This is a genomic window from Microbacterium sp. NPDC055903 (assembly GCF_053615555.1).
The window spans coordinates 1,973,362-2,000,145 of the sequence record NZ_JBSHCA010000001.1 but is presented as its reverse complement, the minus strand read 5'-3'; the positions used below and the strand labels follow the sequence as shown (position 1 = coordinate 2,000,145).

The following is a 26,784-nucleotide window of genomic DNA, read 5'->3' as shown; positions in this document are numbered from 1 at the left end:
TCAGTTCGGGATCAGCGTGTACTTCGTGGACAGGTACTCGTGGATGCCTTCGAAGCCGCCCTCGCGGCCCACACCGGACTGCTTGACGCCGCCGAAGGGGGCGGCCGCATTCGAGACGACGCCCACGTTCAGCCCCATCATGCCCGTCTCGAGCGCGTCGATCATCCGGTGCCCGCGGCCGAGGTCCTCGGTGAAGACGTAGGAGACCAGACCGTACTCGGTGTCGTTGGCGAGCCGGACGGCCTCCTCCTCGGTGTCGAAGGTCGCGATGGCGAGCACGGGGCCGAAGATCTCCTCGCGGAGGATGTCGCTGCCGGCCGTCACTTCGGTGATGACGGTCGGCTCGAAGAACGTCCCCACGCCCTCGATCGCGTTGCCTCCTGCGAGGAGCTTCGCCCCCTTCCCCAGCGCATCCTGCACGAGCTCGGATGCCTTCGCCACAGCGTCCGCGTCGATGAGCGGGCCGATCGAGACGCCGTCCTCGGTACCGCGCCCGATCTTCATCGCCTTCACCCGCTCGGCGACCCGGTCGGCGAACTCGCCTGCGACGGAGGAGTGCACGATGAAGCGGTTGGCCGCCGTGCAGGCCTGGCCGATGTTGCGGAACTTCGCCGCCATCGCCCCGTCGACGGCCTTGTCGAGGTCCGCGTCGTCGAAGACGACGAAGGGCGCGTTGCCGCCCAGCTCCATCGAGACGCGCAGCACGCCCTCGGCGGCCTGGGCGATGAGCTTGCGGCCCACCTCCGTCGACCCCGTGAAGGAGAGCTTGCGCAGCCGCGGGTCGGCGATGATCGGGGCGGAGACCTTCGACGACGACGTCGTCTGCACGACGTTGACGACGCCGGCGGGCACCCCGGCCTCCTCGAGCAGCTTGGTGAAGTAGATCGTGGTGAGCGGCGTCAGTGCCGGCGGCTTGATCACGACGGTGCACCCCGCGGCGAGCGCGGGCGCGATCTTGCGCGTCGCCATCGCGAAGGGGAAGTTCCACGGCGTCACGAAGAACGACGGCCCGACGGGTCGCTGCGAGACCACCATGTGCCCCGTGCCCTCGGGGTTCAGCCCGTAGCGCCCGTTGATCCGCACCGCCTCCTCGCTGAACCAGCGCAGGAACTCACCGCCGTAGACGACCTCGCCGCGGGCCTCGGCCAGGGGCTTGCCCATCTCGAGGGTCATCAGCAGGGCGAGGTCCTCCTTGTGCGCCTGCACGAGGTCGAAGGCTCGCCGCAGGATGTCGCTGCGGGTGCGCGGCGCGGTCGCCGCCCAGCTCTCCTGGGCCGCGGCCGCGGCGTCCAGCGCTCGGATGCCGTCAGCCGGCGATGCGTCGGCGATCGTGCGGATGACAGCGTTCGTGGCGGGGTCATGCACCTCGAAGGTGCGGCCGTCCTCGGCGTCCTGCCAGGCGCCGCCGATGAAGAGGCCGGTGGGGACGCTGTCGAGGAGCGCCTGCTCGTGGGGGGCGAGTGCGGTGGTCATGTCTCTCTTTCCGTGGGGTCTGCGGCTGAGTGCGATGGCCGGTCAGCGGCGCCGGATGCTCGGCGGAGCATCCATGGCCAGGGTCTGACCGCGGAAGAATGCGGGGCGGCGGATGGCGTTCACGATCATGACGACGATGCCGACCCCGATGATGAGGATGCCGAGGATGAACACGATGCCGACGCCGCCGATCTGCGAGCCGGAGCCGTAGGCGGGGTCCATCGAGTCGATCAGCGTCGTGACGAACAGCGTGGCGAGGATGATCCCGCCCACGAGCGGGAACAACAGGGTGAAGAAGAAGTTCCTCGCCGAGTCGAACCACTGCTTGCGGAAGTACCAGACGCAGGCGAACGCCGTCAGGCCGTAGTAGAAGCAGATCATCATGCCGAGCGTCAGGATGGTGTCCCACAGGGTGTCCTCGCTGACCACGCGCATGACGGCGTAGAACGCGCTCGCGACGATCGCCGAGACGATCGTGGCGTATCCGGGAGTGAAGAACCGTGGGCTCACCTTGGCGTACGACGCCGGCAGAGCGCCGTAGTGCCCCATCGCCAGCAGCGTGCGCGCAGGGCCGACGAACGTGGACTGCAGCGACGAGGCGGAGCTCGTGAGCACCGCGAGCGACACGAGGAACGCGAGCGGGCCGAGGATGGGGCCGGACAGGTGGAAGAACACGTTCTCCTGGATGTCCCCGTTGCCGAGCCCCAACTCGCCCGTCCCCGTGCCGGCGAACATGATCATCGCGACGGCGAGGAGCAGGTACAGGAAGACGATGATGAGGACGGTCCCGGTCGCTGCGCGCCCAGGGGTGCGCTCCGGGTCCTTGGTCTCCTCGTTCATCGTGAGCGTGACGTCCCAGCCCCAGAAGATGAAGATCGACAGCGAGAGGCCTGCGGCGACGGCGCTGAACGACGACACTGCGAACGGATTGAACCAGTTCAGATCGAACGGCTGGTAGTCGAAGCCGTTGCCGCCCACCGCCTGCACGATGGCGGCGATGGCGAAGAACAGCAGCACGAGCACCTGGAAGCCGACCAACCAGTACTGCAGCTTCTGCGTGGTCTGCATGTCCCGATAGGAGACGTAGGTCGCACCGAGCATGAAGAGCAGGCAGACCGCGATGTTGATCCAGGTGACGCCCGCGAGATCGGCGATCGCCTCGTTTCCGGTGACCTGCGAGATCAGCAGGAAGAGGAAGTCGACGGCGACGCCGGCGAGGTTGGACAGCACGAGGATCGTCGCGACGATGAGACCCCAGCCGGCCATCCAGCCGATCCAGGGGCCGAAGGCGCGCGCGGCCCACGTGAACGAGGTGCCTGAGTCGGGCATCCGGTTGTTCAGCTCGCGGTAGCCGAAGGCGACGAGGAGCATCGGGATGAAGCCGACGAGGATGATCGCCGGGACCTGTGCGCCCACCTCCGAGGCGGTCGGACCGATCGCGGCGGTGAAGGTGTAGGCCGGGGCGATGCACGAGATGCCGATGACGATCGCGCCGATGAGGCCGACGGTTCCGGCGCTCAGACCCTTCTTGGTGATGCCGCCGGTGACCGCCGCTGGTTCGGCGATCTCAGGAGTGGTGCTCATGTGCGGTCTCCTTCGACTCGGCACGGGTACGGGGTACGACGATCAACGGGACAGACAGCTCGTGCAGCATCTTCGCCGCCGTCGAGCCGAGGAACAGCCTGCGCGGCTGGGCGAGTCGGCTGGAGCCGACGAGGACGACCTCGCCGGGCAGCCAGGCGAGGGCTGCGACGGCCTCCTCTAGCGTGGGACCGGCCACCTGCTCGACGGAGGTCGGGATGCCGTCGGGCACCTCGGCCTGCGCGCGGGCGAGGACGGATGCCGCATGCTCGTCCTCCACGATGCGGATCGCCCCGGTGTCCAGGCCTGCAGGGACGTCGAAGGACATCAGCGACACGAGGCGAAGGGGAATCCCGGCCTCGCCGCTGAGCACCACGGCCTCGTCGAGCAGGGCGTCCGCACCGGCGCGCGTTCCGACCGCCGCGGAGACCCGCGGGATCGCATGCTCGTCCTGCTGGGCGAAGCCGGTGGGTGCCAGCGCGACGGGGATCGGCGAGGAGTGCAGCAGGCCGCTGGCCACACTGCCGAGCCGATGCCTGCCGAAAAGGCCGCCGCCGGCAGACCCGACGACGATCAGACGCGCGCCGAACTCCTCGCCCGCCGCGATGAGCCCCTCGGCGAACGATTCGGCGAAGCGGACGTGGCCCGAGCGGGTGAGGTCCTGAGGAAGCGTGCTCATCGCCTCGGCGAGCCATGCCTTGCCCTGACCGCGGATGACGTCCTCATAGGCGCGCTCCGGCGGGACGGCCGCGCTGCGCGTCCCCTCGGAGGGCATCACGATGACGAGGTGCAGCCTGGCGTCAAGGCTCCTGGCGAGCCTGGCTCCCAGCGCTGCGGCGTCGGCTCCGGCATCCGTCGCGGTGTACCCGACGACGATCGCGCCCGTCACGACCTGCTCGCTTCCACGATGTTCGCGGCGGCGAGACGGCCCATCCGGATCGCACCGTCCACGTGCTGGTATCCCGCGCCTGCCATGTCGCTGCAGGCGAAGTGGATCGGGCCGACCGCTGCGCGGAGGTCCGCGCCGTAGCGGTGCAGACCGCCCATGTCGAAGCTCGCGGCGTATGCCCCGCGCGTCCACTCCTCGCTGCCCCAGTCGCTCTCGTAGTAGACGATCGGGTTCTTGGCCTCCGGCCCGTAGTAGTGCGAGAGCGATTCCAGGATGCGCGCCTTGCGCTCCTCGGCGGGGAGAGTGAACAGATCGTCCGCGTTCTGATCGGAGACGAAGCCGACCAGGGTGCCGCGGTCATCGCCGTGGTTGGTGTTGTCGTACGCCTCGTGCGAGAGCTCGTACGGGCTGAAGGCGGTGCCGCTCAGGCCCTGCTCCCGCCAGAACGGGCGGTCGTAGACGGCGTGCACCTTGATCACGAAGCCCATCGAGAGGTGCTGATGCAGCTGGTGCTGCCGGCGCGGCAGCGGCGGCACGAAGGAGATGCGGCTGTAGAGCACCGGAGCATGCGCGAGGATCGCGAAGCGGGCGCGGACCGTGTGCTCCTCGGTGGTGGCCACGACGCCGTTCCCGCCCCACTCCAGGGAGCGCACCGGCTGGTTCAGCAGCACGTCGTCGCCCAGGCGCTCGGCGAGCAGCAGGGGGACCTGCTGGAGCCCGCCGACGACCCGCTTGTCGAGGATGAAGTCCGCGTCGACGAGGTGGGAGTACGAGCCGGCCGATGCCGCCATCAGCAGCGACTGGAGCAGCGAGAAGGTGTGCGTCGGCTTGGTCAGCATCGCCGAGCCGGTGGCGAAGGCGAGGTTGCGCACGGCTTCGTCGTCGTCGGTCTGCGCGCGCAGCCAGGCGTCCCAGGAGATCCTGTCCCACTCCTCGGCGTTCGGATGCTCCCACGGACGGTCGGGGTCGATCTCCGCGACCATCGCGTCGAGGCGCTCGGTGATCTCGGCGATGGCCTGCTCCGTGTCCGCCGATACGGGGAACATCTCGCCTGTGAAGCGGTGCGCCTGGCCGTCCGGCCCGACGTAGACGCTGTCGCCCTCACGGTACCGGCTGTAGGTCTCCAGACCGAGTTCTGCGACGGTCTCGATGAGCGCGTCCTGATCGGGCGAGACCCACTGCCCGCCGATCTCGAGCATCGCGCCGTCGATGCGATCCGTCCACAGGCGCCCTCCGACGCGGTCCCTCGCCTCCAGGACGACGACCGAGAGACCCGCCTTCCGCAGATCGTTGGCCGCCGTGAGGCCTGCCGCTCCCGCGCCGATGATCACGACGTCGCGTGAGATCTCCGCCATGTGCTGCTCCTTCGTTGTGAGTGCTGTGCGATGCGGTGTCAGCGCCGGCCGCGGTCTGAAATCCCCCGATCAAGACCGCGACCGGACGTTCAATGCGCGGCGATGGCCGCCGCGAGGATGTCGAGCCCTTCGTTCAGCAGCTCGTCGCCGATCGAGAGCGGGGGCAGGAAGCGGATCACGTTCCCGTAGGTACCGCAGGTGAGCACGATCACGCCCTGCGCGATGGCGGCCTTCGCCACCGCCGCGGTCAATGCCGCATCGGGTGCCTTCGTGCCGGGGTCGACGAACTCGACGGCGATCATCGCGCCGTGACCGCGGACCTCGCCGAGGCGGGCGTCGGACTGCGCGATGGCGGACATCCGAGACGTGAGGATGTCGCCGATCTCCCGCGCGCGCTCGATCACGCCGTCGTTCTCGAAGACGTCGATCGCGGCGAGCGCCGCCGCGCACGCGATGGGGTTGCCGCCGTAGGTGCCGCCGAGGCCACCGGCGTGCGACGCATCCATGATCTCCGCACGCCCTGTGACGGCGGCGAGCGGCAGCCCGCCGGCGATGCCCTTGGCCGTGGTGATGAGATCGGGCTCGATGCCGAAGATCTCGCTGGCGAACATGCGCCCGGTCCGGGCGAAGCCGGTCTGCACCTCGTCGGCGATGAAGACGACGCCGTTGGTGCGGCACCATTCCTGAAGGGCGGGCAGGAAGCCGTCTGCGGGGACGATGAAGCCGCCCTCGCCCTGGATGGGCTCGATGATGATCGCGGCGAGGTTGTCGGCGCCGATCTGCTTCTCGATCTGCAGCAGCGCCCGCGACGCCGCCTCTGCGCCGGTCAACCCGTCGCGGAAGGGGTACGACATCGGGGCCCGGTAGACCTCGGGGGCGAAGGGACCGAAGCCGCTCTTGTAGGGCATCGACTTCGCCGTCAGCGCCATGGTGAGGTTGGTGCGGCCGTGGTAGCCGTGGTCGAAGGCCACGACCGCCTGACGCCCGGTGTGCTTGCGTGCGATCTTGATCGCGTTCTCGACCGCTTCCGCGCCGGAGTTGAACAGCGCGCTCTTCTTCGCGAAGCCGCCTGGAGTGAGCCGGTTGAGCGCTTCGGCGACGGCGATGTACGACTCGTAGGGCGAGATCATGAAGCAGGTGTGCGTGAACTGCGCGACCTGCGCGGCCACCGCAGCGGCGATCTTCGGATGCGCGTTGCCGACCGTCGTGACGGCGATGCCGCTTCCGAGATCGATGAGCGAGTTCCCGTCCGCGTCCACGACGACTCCCCCGCCTGCGGCGACGGCCGCGACAGGGACGGTGTGGCCGACGCCGGCCGGCACCGCTGCGGCCTTGCGCGCCAGCACCTCCCGCGAACGCGGGCCGGGCAGCTCTGTGACCAGGCGTCGCTCCTGAGGGAGGGAGGGTCCGCCGAGGGGTGCTGTCGTCGTGTCGTCGAGAAGTGCCATGCCGGGAGCGTAAGCCGAGCCGCACCGCGGCCGCACTCGCCGCCTCGTATAATCTTGACGAATCTCTCGCCGATTCGTATAAGGAGTGTCCGTGACCGAGCCCACGCTCCGTTCGCTGCTGCGGCGCACCGACCTCGGCCTGCGCCTCGTCTCGGCGGAGGACGCGCTCCGCCGAGACGCCCTCGACCGCCCGCTGCGCTGGGTGCACTCCTCCGACCTCGCCGATCCGACGCCCTTCCTCGCCGACGAGCTCGCCCTGCTCACCACGGGCACCCAGTTCGCCGACGGGGATGAGGCGGGCATCACCGCCTACGTGGCGCGATTGAGCGAACGCGGCGTGCTCGGTCTCGGCTTCGGCACCGAGGTGCATCGCGCAGGCATCCCCGATGAGCTCGTCGACGCGTGCGCCGAAGCGGGGATGCCACTGTTCGCCGTGCCGTACGACACGCCGTTCATCGCCGTCGCGCGCGCTCATTCGGAGGCGATCGCGGCGCAGGCGTACGCCAGGAGGACGTGGGCGCTGGACACGCAGCGCGCCCTCGCCGTCGCGGCCCTGCGCCCGAGGGGCCTGGAGGAGACGCTCACCGAGCTCTCCCGTCGGCTCGGCCACTGGGTCGGGCGGTTCGACGCCTCGGGTGCCCTCGTCCACGAGTCTCCCGCGCAGGCGCTGACCCAGGCCGAGCTGGGCGAGCTCTCCGCCCGGGCGGTGGATCTCATCACCCGCGGAGGGCAGGCAGGGCAATCCCTCACCCTCGGGTCGGACTCGTTCACCCTGTTCACCCTCGGGCGAAGCGGCAGACTGCGCGGTGTGATCGCCATCGGCACGGCCGCACTGGACCCGGAGGCACGCGCGGTGGTGACATCGGTGATCGCCATGGCAGGACTGGCGCTCGAGCAGAGCGAGCAGCTCGCCCGCGCGCAGGCGCGCCTGCGCGGCCAGGTCCTCGAATCGCTCCTGCTGGACGATCCGACGCTCGGCAGGCGCGTGCTCGGCTCTCTGCCGCACGCACCGATGATCGTCGCCGTCGCCGACGCGAGCGCTCCGGCATCCGCGATCGAACGCTGGTGGGAGCGCCGCAGGGGCGACCACGGCACGGCGGCCTTCGTCGCAGAGGGGGCGGACGGCCTCGTGATCTGCGTATCGGAGGCGGATGCCGATGCGCTCGACGACCTCGCCGCGCGCTTCGCGATCGCCCTCGGCGTCTCCGACCCCCACGGATACTCCGACTTCGCCCGCGCCCACGCGCAGGCGCTCTCGGCCAGGCGGCACGGCGGCCAGGGGGCGGTGCGCTACGTCGACGCGGTCGCCTCGAGCATCCTCAGCGCCCTGGCGACGGACGACGCCAGGCTCATCGCCGCCTCGCGCCTCGCGCCGCTGCAGGACCACCCCGACCTGGAACGGACCCTGCGAGTCTGGCTAGAGCACGACGCGCGCATCGAGCAGGGGGCGACAGCACTGGGCATCCACCGGCACACCCTCAGGACGCGGATCGCACAGGCATCCGCGCTGCTCGGCACCGACCTGTCCGCCTTCCCCGCGCGCGCCGAGCTGTGGGCCGCGCTGCAGACGGTCGGGCGCTGACCGAGGGCGAGCCTTGCGCTCATCGCGGCGCGTGCGCCTCGAGGAACTCGTAGACGTCAGTGGTGTCCACCCCGGGGAACGCCCCGGTCGGCAGGGTCGCCAGGAGCGTCCGCGGCGTCTTCACGTTCGGCCATGAGTTCTCCCGCCAGCGCTCTTCGAGCTCCGCGGGGGCCCTCCGGCAGCACACCTCGACGGAGTGCTTGGACACGCCGCGGTTCGGGGTGTCCCTGCCCACGAACCACCGGGTGTCGTCGAAGCGCACGCCGACGCTCACCGAATGCAGCCCCTCGCTGGAGGACTCCACCCTCGCGGTGCACCAGTACGTGCCGTTCCCGGTGTCCGTGTACTGGTAGTACGGGTTGAACCGGTCCTCCTCGTCGAAGACCACCCTGCTCGTCCAGCGCCGGCAGCACAGCTGCCCCTCGATCGCACCGAGGCGATCGGTGGGGAAGTTCACGTCGTCGTTCTCGTAGGCCTTCGTGATCGTGCCGGACTCGTGCACCTTCAGGAAGTGCACGGGGATGTCGAGGTGCCTCGTCGCGAGGTTCGTGAAGCGATGGGCGGCCGTCTCGTACGACACCGAATAGGCGTCCCTGAGGTCCTCGATCGAGATGGCCCTGCGCCGCTTGGCGTCCACCAGCGCGGGGACGACGTGATCCTGCGGGATGAGCAGGGCGCCGGTGAGGTAGTTGGTCTCGACGCGCTGGCGGAGGAACTCCGCATAGCTGCGCGGCTCGGCGTGACCGAGGATCCGGCTGGACAACGCCTGGAGCACGGCGGTGCGGGCATCCCCCTTGGCCGGGACGCTGCTGGAGAGGTAGAGCCTGCCGTGGGCGAGATCGGCCACGCTGCGGGTGGTCTGCGGGAGGTCGGGCGCGTAATGCAGGGTGAACCCGAGATGGGCGGCGATCTCGGACGCCGTCCGCTGGGTGAGCGGGCCACCGGGATGCCCGACGGCATCGAGGATGTCGGATGCCTGCCGCTCGAGATCCTCGAAGTGGTTGTCCTGGCGGCGCATGAGGTGGCGCAGCTCGACGTTGGCCCGCCTCGCCTCCTCGGGTGTCGCCGCACGCTCGTCGCCGAGCCGTTCGATCTCGCCGTGCAGTGCGAGCAGTGCCGCGAGGGCATCGCTGGGCACGCTCTTCGCGATCCGGAACGGCGCGATGCCGAGAGCCTGGAAGATCTGGCTCTTCATCGCGCGCTCGAGGGCGACCTCCAGGGCGCTGCGCTCATCGAGGGGCTCGCCCGCCATGAGGGCGTCGATCGTGGTGCCTAGTGCGCGAGCGATCGCCTGTAGCTGGGTCAGCTTGGGCTCCCGCTTCCCGGTCTCGATCATGGAGAGCTGGCTCGGGGCGCGGTCGACCGCTGCGGCGAGCGCCTCCAACGTCATCCCCTTGGCCGTCCTCAGCTGCCTGATGCGTCGTCCGATCGTCAGGGAGTCCGCATCTTCGCTCGCGCCGTGCATGTCCATGGGGCCGATTCTGTCACAGAAACAGAATTTTCACCGATCTTCACAGCCTGAACAGCCAGGAGGAGTCGAGAACTTCACGCAGAGTGGACGACAAGCCCGATGAGCGCTTCGACAGGCTCAGCGAACCACACAGGAGACGCCATGACGAACACCCGCAACCGCCCCGCCGGGCTCCGCGCCGGAGACCAGGTCCAGACCGCCGCCGAGCTGCAGGAGAGCTGGGACACCGACCCGCGCTGGGACGGCGTCGAGCGCACCTACTCGGCCGAAGACGTCATCCGCATCCGAGGCTCGGTGCGCGAGGAGTCCACCCTCGCCCGCCGCGGTGCGGAGAACCTCTGGAACCTCCTGCACACCGAGGACTACGTCAGGGCGCTCGGCGCCTACACCGGAGGCCAGGCCGTGCAGCAGGTCCGCGCCGGGCTCAAGGCCATCTACCTCTCCGGCTGGCAGGTCGCCGCCGACGGCAACCTCGCCGGCCAGACCTACCCCGATCAGTCGCTGTACCCCGCGAACTCGGTGCCGTCGGTGGTGCGCCGCATCAACAACGCACTGATCCGCCAGGATCAGCTCGAGCACGCCGAGGGCGAGATCACGCAGGACTGGCTCGCTCCGATCGTCGCGGATGCCGAGGCCGGCTTCGGCGGACCGCTGAACGCCTACGAGCTGGCGCAGTCGCTCATCCAGGCCGGTGCTGCGGGCATCCACTGGGAGGACCAGCTGGCCAGCGAGAAGAAGTGCGGTCATCTCGGCGGCAAGGTGCTCGTGCCCACCCAGCAGCACATCCGCACCCTCAACGCCGCGCGCCTCGCCGCCGATGTCGCCGACGTGCCTACCGTGATCATCGCCCGCACCGACGCCCTCGCCGCCGACCTGCTCACCAGCGATGTCGACGAGCGCGACCAGCGCTTCACCACCGGCGAGCGCACCAGCGAGGGCTTCTACCGCATCCGCCCCGGCATCGACTCGGTCATCAGCCGAGGACTCGCCTTCGCGCCGTACGCCGATCTGCTCTGGGTCGAGACCGGGGAGCCGGACATCGCGCTGGCGCGCGAGTTCGCCGCCGCGATCCACGCGCAGTTCCCCGGAAAGATGCTCGCGTACAACTGCTCGCCGAGCTTCAACTGGCGTCGGCACCTGTCGGATGCCGAGATCGCGACGTTCCAGCAGGAGCTGGCGGAACTGGGCTACGCCTTCCAGTTCATCACGCTGGCCGGCTTCCATGCCCTCAACCACTCCATGTTCGACCTCGCCCGCGGGTACGCCGAGCGCGCCATGAGCGCGTACGTCGACCTGCAGGAGGCCGAGTTCGCCGCCGAGGCATCCGGATACACCGCCACCAAGCACCAGCGCGAAGCGGGCACCGGCTACTTCGACGTCATCTCGACCGCGCTCAACCCCGACAGCGCGACCCTCGCCCTGGCCGGCTCCACCGAGGCCGCCCAGTTCCACTGACCTTCTCCTCACCGGGACCCCGCGTCCTCGGTGCCTAGCAAAGGATGCATCATGACGACACTCACCCCCACCCAGCAGGGGCCGACGATCGAGATCGCGGGCCCCATGCGCGACCGCTACGCCGAGATCCTCACGCCCGAGGCGCTGGCGTTCCTCGCGGAGCTGCACCACCGCTTCGCCTCCCGCCGCCATGACCGGCTCGCCGACCGCATGCGCCGCCGGTTCGAGATCGGCAACGGCCACGACCCGCGGTTCCGCGACGACACCGCCCACATCCGCGACGACACCGACTGGCGCGTGGCCGGCGCGGGTCCTGGCCTCGAGGACCGCAGAGTCGAGATCACCGGACCGACGGATCCCAAGATGACGATCAACGCGCTGAACTCGGGCGCACGCGTCTGGCTCGCCGACCAGGAGGATGCCACGAGCCCCACCTGGGCGAACGTCATCGGCGGTCAGCTCTCGCTGCGCGATGCGATCCGCGGTGAGCTCTCCTTCACCTCCCCCGAGGGCAAGGAGTATCGTGTCACCGCCGAGCGCACCCCGACGATCGTGATGCGCCCGCGCGGCTGGCACCTCGTCGAGAAGCATCTGGAGTTCACCGACCGCACAGGGCGGAGGATGGCGGCATCCGGCTCCCTCGTCGACTTCGGCCTGTACTTCCTGCACAACGCACAGGCGCTCATCGAGGCGGGTCGCGGTCCCTACTTCTACATCGCCAAGCTGGAGTCCAGCGAGGAGGCGAAGCTCTGGGACGACGTGTTCACCTTCAGCGAGGAGTACATCGGGATCCCCCACGGCACCATACGCGCGACCGTCCTCATCGAGACGCTGCCGGCAGCGTTCGAGATGGAGGAGATCCTGTACGAGCTGCGCGAGCACTGCGCCGGGCTGAACGCCGGACGGTGGGACTACATCTTCTCGATCATCAAGAACTACCGCGGCCGCGGCGCCCGCTTCGTCCTGCCGGATCGCAGCGAGGTGACGATGACCGTCCCGTTCATGCGGGCCTACACCGAGCTGCTCGTGAAGACCTGTCACAAGCGAGGGGCCTTCGCGATCGGCGGCATGAGCGCCTTCATCCCCAACCGCCGCGACCCAGAGGTCACCCGGCGCGCCATCGAGAAGGTGTCCGCCGACAAGCGCCGCGAAGCCGGCGACGGCTTCGACGGGACGTGGGTGGCTCACCCCGATCTCATCCCGACCGCCCAGGCCGAGTTCGACGAGGTGCTCGGCGATCGGCCGAGCCAGCTCGACCGGCAGCGCGACGACGTCGAGGTGAAGGCATCCGACCTGCTCGACCTGCACATCGGTCGCCCCATCACGGGGCAGGGCGTACGCGACAACGTCTCGGTCGCCATCCGCTACATCGAGGCGTGGCTGCGGGGCCTGGGCGCGGTGGCCATCGACAACCTCATGGAGGACGCCGCGACGGCCGAGATCAGCCGCTCGCAGGTCTGGCAGTGGATCCATCAGGACCGCAGCACGGAGGACGGCACGCCGATCACCCCCGACTACGTCGAGGGCCTCATCGCCGACGTCCTCACCGAGGCATCCCGCACCGAAGGCGACCGGTTCGACGACGCCGCGGAAGTCTTCCGCGAGGTCGCGCTCGGGACGGAGTTCCCGGCCTTCCTCACCCTGCCGGCCTACACGAGGTTCCTCGTCGAGACCGTGTGAGCGGCGCACGCAGCGGGGCCCTGCCGTACGTCGGCGGGGCCCCGCCCCTGTGGATAACCCGGACCGACGGATGCCGTGCGCGACTACCGTCGCGGCATGTCGAATCCCGCTCCCGCGTCTCCCGCGTCGATCCGTGCGCGCCGCATCGCCTCGCTCATCCTCGGCGGCGGGTCAGGAGCGACAGCCCTCCTCGCGCTCGTGACCTTCGCGCTGAGGAACGCCGCGTTCCTCAGCGACGGCGCACGCGGTCTCCCCGGCTGGCAGGCGGCGGCCGTCGACGCTCTGCCGGTCCTCCCCTTCACCGCCATGACCGCGTTGCTGCTCGTCGCCACGCTCCCGCCGCACGAACCCGTCGACCGGATGCCGAGGCGCCTGCCCCTGGCGGTCAGCATCGTCGCCCTCGCGCTCGTCGCCGCGTGCTTCGTGCTTCCACCGCTGCTGACGGCGCTCTCGCTCCTCTTCGCTCTGGCGACCCTCGGCCCGTGAACCGGGCATACGCTGAGGGCATGGCCGAATTCTGGGACGGGATTTCCGGGCAGTTCCTGCAGCACTACCCGAAGGGTGTGCGCATCCTCGCCGTGGCGGGTGCGGATGCCGAGCGCTCGCGCGCCGCCGGCGACGGGATCGCAGACGCTCTCCGCCGGGCCGGAGTCGTCGTCGAGCGGACGCACGTCGACGAGTCCGACGAGACCGCGCTGCGCGAGCGGATCGCTATTCCGTTCCGCTCGGATCGCTCCCGCGAGCGGGTGCTGGTGCTCTCCGGCCCTGCGGGGCTGCTGTCGCCCGCCGTCCGCGGGATGTGGCACTTCAGCGTCTGGCAGCTCGCCGGCGACGAGGCACCGCACTCCGCGGCATCCACTCTCGTCGATATGAGCGACCCCGCACAGCCCACGCTGCGCTACGCGGACTACTGCGCCCTGCCGTCCTCCTACGGCGCCTGACAGAGCGCGCACACGGCCGGTTGCGGCGCCGAGTAGCATTTGTCTCGTGACCGAACGCGCTCCTCTCTCCCGCAAGCTGTCCGCCATCGCCGAGTCGGCGACCCTCAAGGTCGACGCGAAGGCCAAGGCGCTGAAGGCCGAGGGCAAGCCGATCATCTCCTATGCCGCCGGAGAGCCCGATTTCGCGACGCCGCCCTTCATCGTGGAGGCGGCGGCCGCCGCACTCGCCGACCCGGCGAGCTACCGCTACACGCCCGCCGCCGGCCTGCCCGCTCTTCGCGAGGCCATCGCCGCGAAGACCCTCCGGGACTCCGGGCTCGAGATCTCCCCGAACCAGGTCATCGTGACCAACGGTGGCAAGCAGGCGGTCTACCAGGCGTTCCAGGCCGTGGTGAACCCCGGCGACGAGGTCCTGCTGCCGGCGCCGTACTGGACCACGTACCCCGAGGCCATCCGGCTCGCCGACGGCATCCCCGTGGAGGTCTTCGCCGGCGCCGACCAGGAGTACAAGGTCACCGTCGAGCAGCTCGAGGCGGCGCGCACCGAGCGCACCACGGCCATCGTCTTCGTCTCCCCCTCGAACCCCACCGGCTCGGTGTACACGGCCGAGGAGACCAAGGCCATCGGCGAGTGGGCCGTCGAGCACGGCATCTGGATCATCTCCGACGAGATCTACCAGAACCTCACCTACGAGGGCACGAAGGCGCTCTCGATCGTCGAGGCCGTCCCCGAGGCCGCGAACCAGACCATCCTCGTCAACGGCGTGGCCAAGACCTACGCCATGACCGGATGGCGCGTGGGCTGGATGGTCGGCCCCGCCGACGCCATCAAGGTCGCGGGCAACCTGCAGTCGCACCTGTCGAGCAACGTGAACAACGTCGCACAGAGGGCCGCCATCGCCGCCCTCAACGGCCCGCAGACCGAGGCGGAGCAGATGCGCGAGGCGTTCGACCGGCGCCGTCAGCTCATCGTCGCCGAGCTCTCCAAGATCGAAGGCGTCACCGTGCCCAATCCGCTGGGCGCGTTCTACGTCTACCCCGACGTGCAGGGTCTGCTGAACCGCACGTGGGGCGGCGTCACGCCCACGACGAGCCTCGAGCTCGCCGACCTGATCCTCGATCAGGCCGAGGTCGCCGTCGTCCCCGGTGAGGCCTTCGGCCCGTCCGGATATCTTCGCCTGTCGTACGCCCTAGGCGACGACCAGCTGCTCGAGGGCATCCAGCGCCTGCAGCGCCTCTTCGCCTGAGAAGGGTGGCACCGCCCTCTCGATACCTCTCATTGCCGACGAAACCTCCCCTTGCCCGCGCGGGTGACGGGAGGTTTCGTCGCCATGGAGAGGTCTCGTACGAGATGAAGCGAGGGGGCGCGGGGACGAGAGGGAGCGGGCGAGAGAGGCCGGTCAGTCCTCGAAACCGATCAACCAGCGGATGCCGTAGCGGTCCACCACCTGTCCGTCGTAGTCGCCCCACGGCCGCTTCTGCAGCGGATCGACGACGCGGCCTCCGTCGGAGAGCGTGTCGAACCACCGGGTCAGCGTCGCGGCATCGGCGGTGCCGAGCAGCGAGAAGCTCGCACCGACGATGTGGACGGCGTCCTCGTCGCCCCCGGCATCCGCCGCGAAGATCTCGACCGGCCCGGAGAGACCGCCGTGGGCGACCGCATCGTCCGGGCCGTCGACACGGCTGAACTGCGCGTAGGTGAACAGCGTGACCTCGCCGCCGAAGACGCCGCGGTAGTAGTGCAGCGCTTCCGCCGCATTGCCGGGGAAGAAGAGGTAGGGCACGAGTCCGCTCATGCCGCTCACCCTACGCCAGCGGCCGCCAGCGCGTCAGAGCTCGACGCCGACGAGCACGGGCTCCGGTTGCAGCACAAGCCCGAACTCGGCGTGCACACGCTGCTGGATGTACCGGGCGAGCTGCGCGAGCTCTGCGGCGGTCGCATCCCCCCTGTTCGTCAGGGCGAGTGCGTGCTTGGTCGAGACGCCGGCGCGCGACCGGGGCAGCCGGAAGCCCTTGGTGATGCCCGCGTGCTCGATCAGCCATGCGGCGCTCACCTTGACGTCCGCCCGCTCGGTGGCGATCGGGGGCACCTGTCCGTCGAACGCGCCGAGCGGGATCACCGTGACGGCATCCAGATCCGGGGCGACGGGCCACCGTGGGCACTCGGGCGGAAGCGTGAGCGCGAACGACTCCGGCACGATCGCGTTCTGGAAGAACGACCCCGCGCTCGCGGTGTCCGGATCGTCGGGGTTCAGCAGCATCCCCTTCGCCGCGCGCGTCGCGAGGATCTGCTCGCGCAGCTGTGCGAGCGGAACAGGCGCGTCGCCCTCGAGACGCAACGCCCTGCGCAACTGCTCGCCGCGCACGACACGGCCTGCCTCGCCCACGTCCGCGAGATCGAGGGTGACGGTAAGGATCACCGCGCGCCGCTGCGCGACACCGCCGTAATGCTGCTTGAACACCGAGGTGCGAAAGCCCAGACCGAGCTCGGATGCCGGAACCGTGGACACCTCGCCGGAGTCCTCATCGATGAGGTCGACCTCGACGAGCGTCTCCTGGATCTCCTGGCCGTAGGCGCCGATGTTCTGCACCGGCGCCGCACCGACGGTGCCGGGGATGCCGCTCATCGCCTCGATCCCGGCGAGGCCGTGCTCGACGGTGTACGCCACCAGGTCATCCCAGTCGTGTCCCGCCTGCACACGCACGCGGGCGCGCCCGGGGTGAGGGGACGGCAGACGTTCGATGCCCCGGGTCAGGATCCGGATCACCGTGCCCTCGAACGCCTCGTCGCCGACGAAGAGATTGGAGCCGCCGCCGAGGACGAACCACTCCTCGCCCGTCGCCCAGGTCTCACGGAGCGCCACGACCAGGTCCTCGGTCGAACGTGCTTCGAGCATTCGCTCCGGCGCCGCACCCGTGCGCAGCGTCGTGAGCTGCGAGAGCGGGATCGGGGTGATCTCCGTCACGGCTGTCACGGCGCGAGACGCAGCTGCGCCTTGCCCAGCACGGTGGTGTCGCCGCTCTTCACCGTGAGGTCGATGCGCGTGCCGTTCTCGTCCACGGCGCCGACCGTCGCGGTGATGGAGACGTCTGCACCGTTCTGCGGATCCACGACGACGGGTCGGGTGAAGCGCACCCCGTACTCGGTGACCGCTGCGGCATCGCCGAGAGCGGCGACGACGACAGACGAAGCGATGCCCATCGTGAGCATGCCGTGCGCGAGCACGCCTGGCAGGCCGACCTCGGCCGCCACGTCGTCGCGGTAGTGGATCGGATTGAAATCGCCCGACGCGCCGGCGTAGCGGACCAGCGATTCACGGGTGAGGTGAACGGTGCGCTCGGCGAGCACGTCTCCGACGGCGAAGCCCATGGTCACTCCCCCTCTCCGACCAGCAGCACGCTGGTCGCGGTCACGACATGCTCACCGCTCGCGTCGGTGATCTCGGCTGCGCTGGTGATCATCGCGTTGCCGCCGACGGTGCGGATGCCCGTGACCGTCAGCCTTCCGGTGAGCTCGTCACCGGCTACGATCGGGCGGCTGTATGCGAAGCGCTGCTCGGCGTGGATGGTGCGCGCCAGGACGATGCCGGATCCCGGCTCTGCGAGCAGCTGCTGCAGCGTCTGATCCTGGATGACCATCGCGAAGGTGGGCGGGGCGACGACATCCGCGTAGCCGAGCGCGCGCGCAGCATCCACATCCGTGTGCAGCGGCGCATCGGCGAAGACGGCGCGCGCGAACTCACGCACCTTCTCACGACCGACGAGGTAAGGAGCGGTCGGGGGGAACTCCCGGCCGACGAGTTCGGTGTTCACAGGCACCCCCTGAGTCTACCGACCGGGTCTGTGCACTCAGCGCTTGCGGCCCCGGATGGCCTTGATCGCCATCTGGACCGCGATCGCGACGAGATATGCCGCGAAGAGCATGTTGCCGAGGAACGGATCGATGAGGGTGGCGAGCCAGGCGCCCAGAGCCGTCGTCGTACACGCCGAGACGCCGATGAGGGCCGCTCCGAGCAGATCGACGTTGCGGTTGCGGAGGTTCCCGATCGTTCCGGAGATCGCCGTCGGGATCATCATCAGCAGAGAGGTGCCCTTGGCCTCGAGGTCGCTCGTGCCGAAGGCGAGCATGAGCACGGGCACCACGATCACGCCGCCGCCGACACCGATGAGACCGGCGAGCACGCCCGTCCCGATACCGACCAGCACGAGCGCGACACCGGAGATCCAGGAGAGGGCGAACTCGGCATCCCTGGAGGGAACGACGAGGAACAGGCTCACGATGACCACGACGAGGAAGCCGACGAAGCACCAGCGCAGCGTGGTCTGGGAGATCTTCGGCAGCAAGCGCGTGCCGATCTGCGCACCGACCACGGCGCCCGCCGCGAGGATGAGCGCGGGGATCCAGGCGACGGAGCCGGTCATGGCGTAGGAGATCACGCCGACGCTGGCCGTGGGGACGATCGCGGCGAGGGACGTACCCGCTGCGATGCGCTGGTCGAAGTGCAGGAGGAGCACGAGCAGCGGGACGATCACCGTTCCTCCTCCGACCCCGAAGAGGCCGGAGAGGATGCCTGCGGTGAGTCCGATGAGGATGAAGGTGACGATCGCCCGGGGGCCACGATGTATCGGGGTGTCAATCACCTTCCCACCTTACTCCCGTGGGACAGGAGCACTCGTCACGCCCCGGCGTCGACGACACTCGCGGCGACGACGAAGGAGCCCGCCATCCCTGGGGATGACGGGCTCCTTCGTGAAGCGGATGCTTACGCGGACTTCTCCTCAGCCGGAGCCTCGGCGGTCTCCTCGGCAGCGGTCTCCTCGACGGGAGCCTCAGCGGCCTCCTCGACGACCTCTTCCGCGGGAGCCTCCTCTGCGGGAGCCTCCTCGACGACCTTCTCGGTCTTCGGAGCGGCCTTGGCGGCCTTCTTCTTCGGGGTGACGGGCTCGAGGACGAGCTCGATCACGGCCATCGGGGCGTTGTCGCCCTTGCGGTTGCCGACCTTGGTGATGCGCGTATAGCCGCCCTCGCGCTCCGCGACGAGCGGGGCGATCTCGGCGAACAGGACGTGCACGACTTCCTTGTCACCGATGACCGACAGCACGCGGCGGCGTGCGTGCAGGTCTCCGCGCTTGGCGAAGGTGATCAGGCGCTCGGCGAGCGGACGAAGGCGCTTGGCCTTGGTCTCGGTCGTCTTGATCGACTTGTGGGTGAACAGCGCGGCAGCCAGGTTGGCAAGCAGCAGGCGCTCGTGGGCGGGGCCGCCTCCGAGGCGGGGACCCTTGGTGGGCTTGGGCATAATCGTCTACCTCTTGGTCAGAATTTCGGGAAGGTCAGAAGGACTCGTCTTCGCTGCCGCCGTAGAAGTGGGCGCCGTCGAAACCGGGCACCGAATCCTTGAGCGACAGACCGAGCGAGATGAGCTTGTCGCGCACCTCGTCGACCGACTTCTGGCCGAAGTTGCGGATGTTCATGAGCTGCGTCTCGGACAGTGCCACGAGCTCGGACACCGTGTTGATGCCCTCGCGCTTGAGGCAGTTGTACGAACGGACCGACAGGTCGAGGTCCTCGATCGGCATGGACAGCTCGCTGGAGTTCACAGCCTCCACCGGCGCCGGGCCGATCTCGATGCCCTCGGCCTCGACGTTCAGCTCGCGGGCGAGGCCGAACAGCTCGGTCAGGGTCTTGGCCGCCGAAGCCACGGCGTCGCGCGGGCTGATCGCGGACTTCGTCTCGACGTCAAGGACGAGCTTGTCGAAGTCGGTGCGCTCACCGGCACGCGTCGCCTCGACGCGGTAGCTGACCTTCAGGACGGGCGAGTAGATCGAGTCGATCGGGATCTGACCGGCCTCGGCGTACTCGTTGCGGTTCTGCGTCGCCGAGACGTAGCCGCGACCGCGCTCGATGGTCAGCTCCAGCTCGAACTTCGCGGTGTCGTTGAGGGTCGCGATGACGAGCTCGGGGTTGTGCACCTCGACACCGGCGGGCGCGGAGATGTCAGCGGCGGTGACCTCACCGGCGCCGGTCTTGCGCAGGTACGCCGTGATGGGCTCGTCGCGCTCGCTCGAGACGACGAGCTGCTTGATGTTGAGGATGATCTCGGTGACATCCTCCTTCACGCCGGGGATGGTGCTGAACTCGTGCAGCACGCCGTCGATGCGGATGCTGGTGACAGCAGCGCCGGGGATCGACGAGAGCAGGCTGCGACGCAGCGCGTTGCCGATGGTGTAGCCGAAGCCGGGCTCAAGCGGCTCGACGATGAACCGGCTCCGGTTCTCGACGATCTTTTCCTCGGTCAGTGTGGGACGCTGTGCGATGAGCACTGTGTGTTCCTTTCGATCACATGCCCGCTATATGACATGTGGTGGGTGAGGTGTTGAGTTGTGGAAACCTGCGTCGCCCGGCCCGCCGCTCCAGGCCCCAGGATGCATCCTGAGGCCGGCGGAGAGCGGCGGACCGGGCTGAACGAGATCAGACGCGGCGGCGCTTCGGCGGACGGCAGCCGTTGTGAGCCTGCGGCGTCACGTCCTGGATCTGTCCGACCTCGAGGCCGGCGGCCTGCAGCGAACGGATCGCGGTCTCGCGTCCGGAGCCCGGACCCTTCACGAAGACGTCCACCTTCTTGACACCGTGCTCCTGAGCCTGGCGTGCAGCCGACTCCGCGGCCATGCCGGCCGCGTACGGGGTCGACTTGCGCGAGCCCTTGAAGCCCACGCCACCGGAGGATGCCCAGCTGATGACAGCGCCGGACGGGTCGGTGATGGAAACGATCGTGTTGTTGAACGTCGACTTGATGTGGGCCTGGCCCAGCGCGATGTTCTTCTTCTCCTTGCGGCGCGGCTTGCGCGCGGCGGCCTTGGGTGCAGCCATGAAAGTCTTCTCCTATTCCCTGGCCGCTGCTTAGCGGGCCTTCTTCTTGCCGGCGACGGTGCGCTTCGGGCCCTTGCGGGTACGGGCGTTGGTCTTGGTGCGCTGACCGCGGACCGGAAGGCCACGACGGTGGCGGAGGCCTTCGTAGGAGCCGATCTCGACCTTGCGGCGGATGTCTGCGGCGACCTCGCGGCGCAGGTCACCCTCCACCTTGTAGTTGCCTTCGATGTAGTCGCGGAGTGCGACGAGCTGCTCGTCCGAGAGGTCCTTCACGCGGATCGACTCGTCGATCTCGGTGGCCTTGAGGATCTCGACCGAACGGGTACGGCCGACGCCGTAGATGTAGGTAAGGGCGATCACCACGCGCTTGTCGCGCGGGATGTCAACGCCGGCAAGACGTGCCATGCGATTCTCCTGGGATGAGTGGAGGTGTGGAGCAGGATCGGTGCCCGGGCCTCCGCCCCGAGGTGTCGGCTTCGCCGGCTCGCTGAGCCCGTCGAAGCGTCTGATCCTGCCGTTCTAGATATTCAGTTGTGAGATGTGCTGAGCACGTGAGCCTGTCGAAGCGTGAGCCTCGTCGAGGCCTCAGCCCTGGCGCTGCTTGTGGCGCGGGTTGCTCTTGCAGATCACCATGACGCGGCCGTGACGGCGGATCACCTTGCAGTGATCGCAGATGGGCTTGACGCTGGGGTTGACCTTCATTGTGTTTCCTGTTCGCTGTCTTCGTACGTCCGAGCACCTCGAGCCTGTCGAGGGGCCGCGTCCGTCGTTACTTCTCGACCGATCAGCGGTAGCGGTAGACGATGCGGCCGCGGGTCAGGTCGTAGGGGCTGAGCTCCACGACCACGCGGTCCTCGGGGATGATGCGGATGTAGTTCTGCCGCATCTTTCCGGAGATCGTTGCCAGAACCTTGTGTCCGTTGGTGAGCTCAACGCGGAACATCGCGTTGGGCAACGCCTCGGACACGACGCCCTCGATCTCGATGACACCGTCTTTCTTAGCCATAGCCTCGCTGACGCTTCTGCAGACCGGTCGATCTGCGGTGGATGGATGGGTTGGATGCTCGCCTGTCGGACACGCCGAACTAGGCGCAAAGCACCAAAGATCAATATTAGACGACGAAGGCGCATCCGGCAAATGGATGCGCCTTCGTCGTGGTCACGCTGTTCAGCCGAGGATCTCGGCGAAGCGCGTGGCAATGTCGCCGTTGTCGATGCGCTCTCCGTCGATCGCGACGGTCGGCGTGCCCACGCGGCCCGTGGTGGGGTCCGGCGGGGTGTTGTCGACCTGGTCCTCGCTGTACGCCTTGTAGGTGCCGTCGGTGATGCAGTCCGCGGCGGCGCCGGCACCGACTTCCTCCGCATAGGCGATGAGCTGGTCGTCGGTGAGACCCGCCGTGCCTTCGCCCGGCTGGTTCTCGAACAGGAGGTTCATGAACGCGAGCGCGGAATCCGGCGCCTCGCTCGCCACGCAGTACATCGCGCTCGCAGCCCGCGAGGAGTACTCGGTGCCCTGGGACTGGGCGTTGAGGATCGAGATCGGGTGGATCCTCAGCGTGATGTCGTCATTCGCCGCGGCCGTCTGCAGCGCCTCACCATAGGCATCCTCGAACTGGCCGCAGATGGGGCACATGAAGTCGATGTAGGTGTCGACGGTGGTCTCGCCCTCTCCGAAGGAGATCGCACCGGTCTCGCTGTCGACGATCGCGCTGCTCTCCGGCGCGACGCCCGGCGCGGTGGCCTGGTTGTTGAGGAACACGACGAGTCCGCCGATCGCGACGAGAACGACGACCACGGCGGCCGACACCCCGATCACGAACCAGTTGGGCTTGCTCTGGGCTGCTGCTGCCATTGTCTTCCGATCTTCCAGGGACCGCGCCTCTCACGGTCCTCTGACGCCTTCGGGCGCGGGCGCGCCTCAGCATCCATCCTGCCGCATGTTCCTATGCCCGGGTTGTGAGGCCCCTACGACCGAGACACAGCGTACGGCTCGAGAAACCACTCCAGAGTCGAGAAACCAGCGTTGCGGTGGTTTCTCGATGCGAGGTTGGTTTCTCGCGGCCGCTGGTGAAGACAGTTCGCCCCCACCACGGCCGTACGAGGCGTGAACGCCCTGCACCGACGTCGACGAGACCGATTCATCCACAGAACCTGGGACAACAAGACGCCCTGGCGCACGCTGACATCATGCCCCTGCTGATCAAGGAACGGGCCGTCGTCCGCTCGCCCCTGCGGCTGCTCACCAGCGCCGAGGCCCGTTCACGACGGATCGTGGTCGATGACTCGTGGCACCGGGTGCGTCGAGGGATCTATGTGCTGCGGGAGCGATACGGCGCGCTGGCGTCATGGCAGAGATATCACGTTCGCGTACTCGCCTTCGCCGACGCGCATCCCGAGCAGATTCTGTGCCTCGAATCGGCCGCTGTCGTGCACGGCCTCCCTCTCTTCGGCGAGACGGCGGACATCCACGTGTTCAGCACCGAGCGCACCGCCTCTCGACGATTCGGAGACGTCAGTGTGCACACAAGCGCCGATGGGCGGGAGGTCGTACGTCTCGATGGAATCCGCACGACGGGCATGCTCGACACCGTCGTCGACCTCCTGCGGGTGCTGCCGCCGGCGCAGGCCCTCGCGGTGCTCGACACCGCGATCTCGCGTGTGCAGGGTGGCGCACTCGCATTGGACGAAGTCGTTGGTCTCACTGCGACCCAGCAGAGCAGACGCGGCGCTGCGCGGCTTCGCTGGCTGACGGCGAATGCGGACGGCGCCTCGGAGTCGCCCGGCGAGAGCGTGAGTCGCGCGGTGATCGCATGGTGCGGGTACGAGACTCCGGAGATCCAGCGTCGATTCACCTACGAAGGACATGACGACCGGGTGGACTTCCATTTCCCGAGCACCGGGACGATCGGGGAGTCGGATGGCTGGGGGAAGTACAGGCTCGACGACCCCGCCACGGCTGCGCGGATGCTCGAACGGGAGAAGCGGAGAGAGGATCGTCTGCGACGCCATGGCCATCCGTTCGCCCGGTGGGATCTCGCCGGCGCATTCCGTGTGGAGCCGATTCGCGCGGCTCTGGATGCAGCATCCGTCCCGCGGGTTCGCCCCGCACAACGGGAGTTCCTCGCCACCCTCCACCACCGCCCCCGAGAGAAGAAACGTGAGAAACCAGGAAGAAGGTGAGAAACCAGTGCTGGCGTGGTTTCTCATGCGGAACATGGTTCCTCACGGGCTCGCGGGGCGAGCGCGGGCGGAGGCCGATCAGGAGATCGGAGCGGGAGTGATCCCGAAGGGTGCGAGACCTGCTGCCCCGCCGTCGGCGGCGGTGAGGACCCAGATGCCCCCGTCGTGCACGGCGACGCTGTGCTCCCAGTGGGATCCGTCGCTGCCATCGACCGTCGTCACGGTCCAGTCGTCGTCCTCGACGAAGGTCGCCTCCCCGCCGGAGGTCACCATCGGCTCGATGGCCAGGACGAGACCCGGCTTCACCTCGGCGCCCGGGTCAGGGGTGCGGTAGTTGAACACGCTCGGCGCCTCGTGCATCTTGCGCCCGATCCCGTGCCCGACGTACTCGCGAAGGATGCCGTACTCTCCCTGCGCCTCGATGTAGTCCTGGATGGCCGCGCCGATGTCGCCGAGATGCCCGGCAGTCGCCATCGCCGCGATCCCCGCCCACATCGACCCCTCGGTCACGCGCGACAGCTCCTGCCGTGCGGCGACGACCTCGGCCGGGGCGTCACCGGGAACGATGAACGTCCTGGCGCTGTCGCCGTTCCAGCCCTGGTACTGCGCACCGCTGTCGACCGAGACGATGTCACCGGGCTGCAGCACGCGCTCCCCTGGGATGCCGTGCACGACCTGTTCGTTCACGGAGATGCACGTCGTGTGGCGGTAGCCGCGGACGAGCTGGAAGTTCGACTCCGCGCCTCGCGCGAGGATCGCCGCCTCGGCCGCGGCATCCACTTCAGCGGTCGTCGCACCGGGACGGATCAGCGCCGCAGCGGCATCCAGCGACGCGGCCGTGATGAGGCCGGGTTCGATCATCGACCGGAGCTGGGCCGGCGTCTTGTAGATCGAGCGGCGGAACACGGTCAGACCGTCGCGCGCAGACCGCGGGCGTCGAGCGCCGCGGTGATGCGCTCGGTGATCTCGTCGAGCGAGCCGACACCGTCGATGCGGTCGACAATGCCCCGCTCGCCGTAGACGGCGAGGATCGGTGCGGTCTCGTTCTCGTAGATGTCGAGGCGGTGCGCGATCGCATCCTCGGTGTCGTCCGAGCGACCCTGCTCCTCGGCACGCAGCTTCAATCGCGAGATGCTCTCATCACGGGGGACGTCGAGCAGGATGACGGCGTCGAGGGACTCGTCGCGACCCGACAGGTAGGCGTCGAGGTCGGCGACCTGCGCGGCATTGCGGGGATATCCGTCGAGGAGGAAGCCGTTCACGGCATCCTCCTGCGAGAGACGGTCGCGCACGATCTCGCCGGTCAGAGCATCCGGAACGAGATCGCCACGGTCGAGGATCTCGGTGACCTGCTTGCCGAGCTCCGTGCCGCCCTTGATGTTCGCGCGGAAGATGTCGCCGGTGGAGACCACGGGGATGCCGTACGCCTCCGCCACGCGCACGCCCTGCGTGCCCTTGCCAGAGCCCTGCGGGCCGACGATGAGGAGTCGAGCGGAGTGCGTCATCGGAGCAGCCCTTCGTAGTGGCGCTGCTGCAGCTGCGCGTCGATCTGCTTGACGGTCTCGAGACCCACACCGACGATGATGAGGATCGACGCGCCGCCGAACGGGAAGTTCTGGTTCGCGTTGACCGTGGCCAGCGCGACCAGCGGGATCAGGGCGATGAGGCCGAGGTACAGCGAGCCGGGCAGCGTGATGCGGGTGAGAACGTAGTCCAGGTACTCGGCCGTCGGGCGCCCTGCGCGGATGCCGGGGATGAAGCCGCCGTACTTCTTCATGTTGTCCGCGACCTCGACCGGGTTGAACGTGATCGCCACGTAGAAGTAGGTGAAGCCGATGATCAGGAGGAAGTACACCGCCATGTACAGCGGGTGATCGCCCGTGGTGAAGTACTGCGAGACCCACGTGACCCACGCGGCCGGCTCCGTGCCGTCCTGCGGAGTGTTGAACTGCGCGATGAGCATCGGGATGTACAGCAGCGACGAGGCGAAGATGACCGGGATCACACCCGCCATGTTGACCTTGATCGGGATGTAGGTGTTCGTGCCGCCATAGGTGCGGCGTCCGACCATCCGCTTCGCATACTGCACGGGGATGCGCCGCTGGGACTGCTCGACGAAGACGACGAGGCCCATCACGACGATGCCGACGACCAGCACGAGGAGGAAGACCTCGAAGCCGTTGCTCTCCCAGATCATCCACATGGCCGACGGGAAGGTCGCCGCGATCGAGGTGAAGATGAGCAGCGACATGCCGTTGCCGATGCCGCGCTCGGTGACGAGCTCGGCGAACCACATGATGAGGCCGGTGCCGGCGGTCATCGCGATGATCATGAGCAGCTGCGCCCACCACACGTCGTTGGTGAGGAGGTTCTGGCAGGCCGCGATGTCCGTCGTGCCGAAGAGCTGGCCGCTGCGGGCGACCGTCACGAGGGTCGTCGACTGCAGCAGCGCGAGGGCGATCGTGAGGTAACGCGTGTACTGCGTCAGCTTCGCCTGGCCGGCCTGGCCCTCCTTGTGGAGCGCCTCGAAGTGCGGGATGACGACGCGCAGGAGCTGCGTGATGATCGTCGCGGTGATGTAGGGCATCACGCCGAGGGCGAAGATCGACAGCTGCAGCAGAGCGCCGCCGGAGAAGAGGTTGACGAGGCTGAGCAGCCCCTCGGTGCCGGCGTTGAGGGCGAGGCACTGCTCGACGTTCGGGAAGTGCACGAACGGAGCCGGGATGTGCGAGCCGAGACGGTAGATGGCGATGATCGCCAGGGTGAAACCGATCTTCCGACGCAGGTCGGGCGTGCGGAAGATCCGCGCGATGGCGCTAAACAAGGGCTTTCCTCCTGAAAGGTCGCCGATCCCCGTAGGAC

28 protein-coding genes are annotated in these 26,784 nt (G+C 68.5%); 7 read left to right on the top strand and 21 right to left on the bottom strand.

Annotation, left to right across the window (positions count from 1 at the left end; genetic code table 11):
* The 5 genes from ACWGJP_RS09275 to gabT form a co-directional block, all read right to left on the bottom strand.
* Entirely contained in the window at positions 1-1,473 is a 1,473-nt protein-coding gene (locus ACWGJP_RS09275; protein WP_452329463.1) for an NAD-dependent succinate-semialdehyde dehydrogenase, read from the bottom strand.
* A gap of 42 nt (positions 1,474-1,515) precedes the next feature.
* Positions 1,516-3,057, bottom strand: coding sequence for an APC family permease (locus ACWGJP_RS09270; protein ID WP_452329462.1), 1,542 nt, complete (start codon positions 3,055-3,057; stop codon positions 1,516-1,518).
* On the bottom strand, positions 3,041-3,943 hold the full coding sequence (locus ACWGJP_RS09265) for a universal stress protein (RefSeq protein ID WP_452329461.1): 903 nt from the start codon (positions 3,941-3,943) through the stop codon (positions 3,041-3,043). Before ACWGJP_RS09265 ends, ACWGJP_RS09270 begins: the two co-directional genes overlap by 17 nt.
* Complete coding sequence (locus ACWGJP_RS09260; protein ID WP_452329460.1) at positions 3,940-5,298, bottom strand: flavin monoamine oxidase family protein; 1,359 nt, start codon at positions 5,296-5,298, stop codon at positions 3,940-3,942. The genes ACWGJP_RS09265 and ACWGJP_RS09260 overlap by 4 nt, the downstream gene beginning before the upstream one ends.
* An 89-nt stretch (positions 5,299-5,387) precedes the next feature.
* Positions 5,388-6,746 (bottom strand): 4-aminobutyrate--2-oxoglutarate transaminase, encoded by a 1,359-nt coding sequence (gene gabT, locus ACWGJP_RS09255; protein ID WP_452329459.1) that lies wholly within the window; start codon positions 6,744-6,746, stop codon positions 5,388-5,390.
* A 91-nt stretch (positions 6,747-6,837) separates the two neighbouring features.
* On the opposite strand from gabT, the gene ACWGJP_RS09250 reads away from it, so the two are divergent.
* On the top strand, positions 6,838-8,328 hold the full coding sequence (locus ACWGJP_RS09250) for a PucR family transcriptional regulator (protein WP_452329458.1): 1,491 nt from the start codon (positions 6,838-6,840) through the stop codon (positions 8,326-8,328).
* Between the two features lie 19 nt (positions 8,329-8,347).
* On the opposite strand, the gene ACWGJP_RS09245 is transcribed toward ACWGJP_RS09250, so the two are convergent.
* A complete protein-coding gene (locus tag ACWGJP_RS09245; protein WP_452329457.1) occupies positions 8,348-9,799 on the bottom strand; it encodes a helix-turn-helix domain-containing protein in 1,452 nt (483 codons plus the stop codon).
* 141 nt (positions 9,800-9,940) lie between these two features.
* On the opposite strand from ACWGJP_RS09245, the gene aceA reads away from it, so the two are divergent.
* The 5 genes from aceA (at position 9,941) to ACWGJP_RS09220 (ending at position 15,121) form a co-directional block, all read left to right on the top strand.
* The gene (aceA, locus tag ACWGJP_RS09240) at positions 9,941-11,254 is read left to right on the top strand and encodes an isocitrate lyase (protein ID WP_452329456.1); all 1,314 of its coding nucleotides are present in this window, start codon (positions 9,941-9,943) and stop codon (positions 11,252-11,254) included.
* 51 nt (positions 11,255-11,305) lie between these two features.
* The gene (gene aceB, locus ACWGJP_RS09235) at positions 11,306-12,934 is read left to right on the top strand and encodes a malate synthase A (protein WP_452329455.1); all 1,629 of its coding nucleotides are present in this window, start codon (positions 11,306-11,308) and stop codon (positions 12,932-12,934) included.
* Between the two features lie 96 nt (positions 12,935-13,030).
* A complete protein-coding gene (locus ACWGJP_RS09230; RefSeq protein ID WP_452329454.1) occupies positions 13,031-13,420 on the top strand; it encodes a hypothetical protein in 390 nt (129 codons plus the stop codon).
* Between the two features lie 20 nt (positions 13,421-13,440).
* Positions 13,441-13,875, top strand: coding sequence for a hypothetical protein (locus ACWGJP_RS09225; protein ID WP_452329453.1), 435 nt, complete (start codon positions 13,441-13,443; stop codon positions 13,873-13,875).
* Positions 13,876-13,921: 46 nt separating this feature from the next.
* Positions 13,922-15,121, top strand: coding sequence for a pyridoxal phosphate-dependent aminotransferase (locus tag ACWGJP_RS09220; RefSeq protein WP_452329452.1), 1,200 nt, complete (start codon positions 13,922-13,924; stop codon positions 15,119-15,121).
* Between the two features lie 153 nt (positions 15,122-15,274).
* Here the strand turns inward: ACWGJP_RS09220 and ACWGJP_RS09215 are convergent, their stop codons facing one another.
* The 12 genes from ACWGJP_RS09215 to ACWGJP_RS09160 form a co-directional block, all read right to left on the bottom strand.
* Positions 15,275-15,670 (bottom strand): VOC family protein, encoded by a 396-nt coding sequence (locus tag ACWGJP_RS09215; protein WP_452329451.1) that lies wholly within the window; start codon positions 15,668-15,670, stop codon positions 15,275-15,277.
* Between the two features lie 33 nt (positions 15,671-15,703).
* Positions 15,704-16,840, bottom strand: a complete 1,137-nt coding sequence (locus ACWGJP_RS09210; protein ID WP_452329513.1) for a UDP-N-acetylmuramate dehydrogenase — start codon at positions 16,838-16,840, stop codon at positions 15,704-15,706.
* A gap of 5 nt (positions 16,841-16,845) precedes the next feature.
* The gene (locus tag ACWGJP_RS09205; protein WP_452329512.1) at positions 16,846-17,244 is read right to left on the bottom strand and encodes a MaoC/PaaZ C-terminal domain-containing protein; all 399 of its coding nucleotides are present in this window, start codon (positions 17,242-17,244) and stop codon (positions 16,846-16,848) included.
* A 2-nt stretch (positions 17,245-17,246) separates the two neighbouring features.
* Positions 17,247-17,693: an FAS1-like dehydratase domain-containing protein gene (locus ACWGJP_RS09200; protein WP_452329450.1), complete on the bottom strand. Its 447-nt coding sequence runs from the start codon at positions 17,691-17,693 to the stop codon at positions 17,247-17,249.
* 30 nt (positions 17,694-17,723) lie between these two features.
* Entirely contained in the window at positions 17,724-18,515 is a 792-nt protein-coding gene (locus ACWGJP_RS09195; RefSeq protein WP_452329449.1) for a sulfite exporter TauE/SafE family protein, read from the bottom strand.
* Positions 18,516-18,637: 122 nt separating this feature from the next.
* Entirely contained in the window at positions 18,638-19,171 is a 534-nt protein-coding gene (gene rplQ, locus ACWGJP_RS09190) for a 50S ribosomal protein L17 (RefSeq protein WP_452329448.1), read from the bottom strand.
* Between the two features lie 34 nt (positions 19,172-19,205).
* The gene (locus ACWGJP_RS09185; RefSeq protein ID WP_452329447.1) at positions 19,206-20,195 is read right to left on the bottom strand and encodes a DNA-directed RNA polymerase subunit alpha; all 990 of its coding nucleotides are present in this window, start codon (positions 20,193-20,195) and stop codon (positions 19,206-19,208) included.
* Positions 20,196-20,343: 148 nt separating this feature from the next.
* The gene (gene rpsK / locus ACWGJP_RS09180) at positions 20,344-20,742 is read right to left on the bottom strand and encodes a 30S ribosomal protein S11 (protein ID WP_452329446.1); all 399 of its coding nucleotides are present in this window, start codon (positions 20,740-20,742) and stop codon (positions 20,344-20,346) included.
* Positions 20,743-20,772: 30 nt separating this feature from the next.
* Positions 20,773-21,147, bottom strand: a complete 375-nt coding sequence (gene rpsM, locus ACWGJP_RS09175; protein ID WP_452329445.1) for a 30S ribosomal protein S13 — start codon at positions 21,145-21,147, stop codon at positions 20,773-20,775.
* A 180-nt stretch (positions 21,148-21,327) separates the two neighbouring features.
* Entirely contained in the window at positions 21,328-21,444 is a 117-nt protein-coding gene (gene rpmJ / locus ACWGJP_RS09170) for a 50S ribosomal protein L36 (protein WP_005050492.1), read from the bottom strand.
* 82 nt (positions 21,445-21,526) lie between these two features.
* Positions 21,527-21,748: a translation initiation factor IF-1 gene (gene infA / locus ACWGJP_RS09165; protein WP_005050493.1), complete on the bottom strand. Its 222-nt coding sequence runs from the start codon at positions 21,746-21,748 to the stop codon at positions 21,527-21,529.
* Positions 21,749-21,910: 162 nt separating this feature from the next.
* Complete coding sequence (locus ACWGJP_RS09160) at positions 21,911-22,594, bottom strand: DsbA family protein (protein ID WP_452329444.1); 684 nt, start codon at positions 22,592-22,594, stop codon at positions 21,911-21,913.
* A 335-nt stretch (positions 22,595-22,929) separates the two neighbouring features.
* Between ACWGJP_RS09160 and ACWGJP_RS09155 the strand changes: the two genes are divergently transcribed.
* Entirely contained in the window at positions 22,930-23,922 is a 993-nt protein-coding gene (locus ACWGJP_RS09155; RefSeq protein ID WP_452329443.1) for a hypothetical protein, read from the top strand.
* A gap of 78 nt (positions 23,923-24,000) precedes the next feature.
* On the opposite strand, the gene map is transcribed toward ACWGJP_RS09155, so the two are convergent.
* Genes map through secY form a run of 3 tightly spaced genes read right to left on the bottom strand, consistent with a single transcriptional unit; the run spans position 24,001 to position 26,746 of the window.
* Positions 24,001-24,828, bottom strand: a complete 828-nt coding sequence (gene map, locus ACWGJP_RS09150; protein ID WP_452329442.1) for a type I methionyl aminopeptidase — start codon at positions 24,826-24,828, stop codon at positions 24,001-24,003.
* A gap of 2 nt (positions 24,829-24,830) precedes the next feature.
* Complete coding sequence (locus ACWGJP_RS09145; protein WP_452329441.1) at positions 24,831-25,427, bottom strand: adenylate kinase; 597 nt, start codon at positions 25,425-25,427, stop codon at positions 24,831-24,833.
* A complete protein-coding gene (secY, locus tag ACWGJP_RS09140) occupies positions 25,424-26,746 on the bottom strand; it encodes a preprotein translocase subunit SecY (RefSeq protein WP_452329440.1) in 1,323 nt (440 codons plus the stop codon). Before secY ends, ACWGJP_RS09145 begins: the two co-directional genes overlap by 4 nt.
* Positions 26,747-26,784 lie beyond the last annotated feature (38 nt).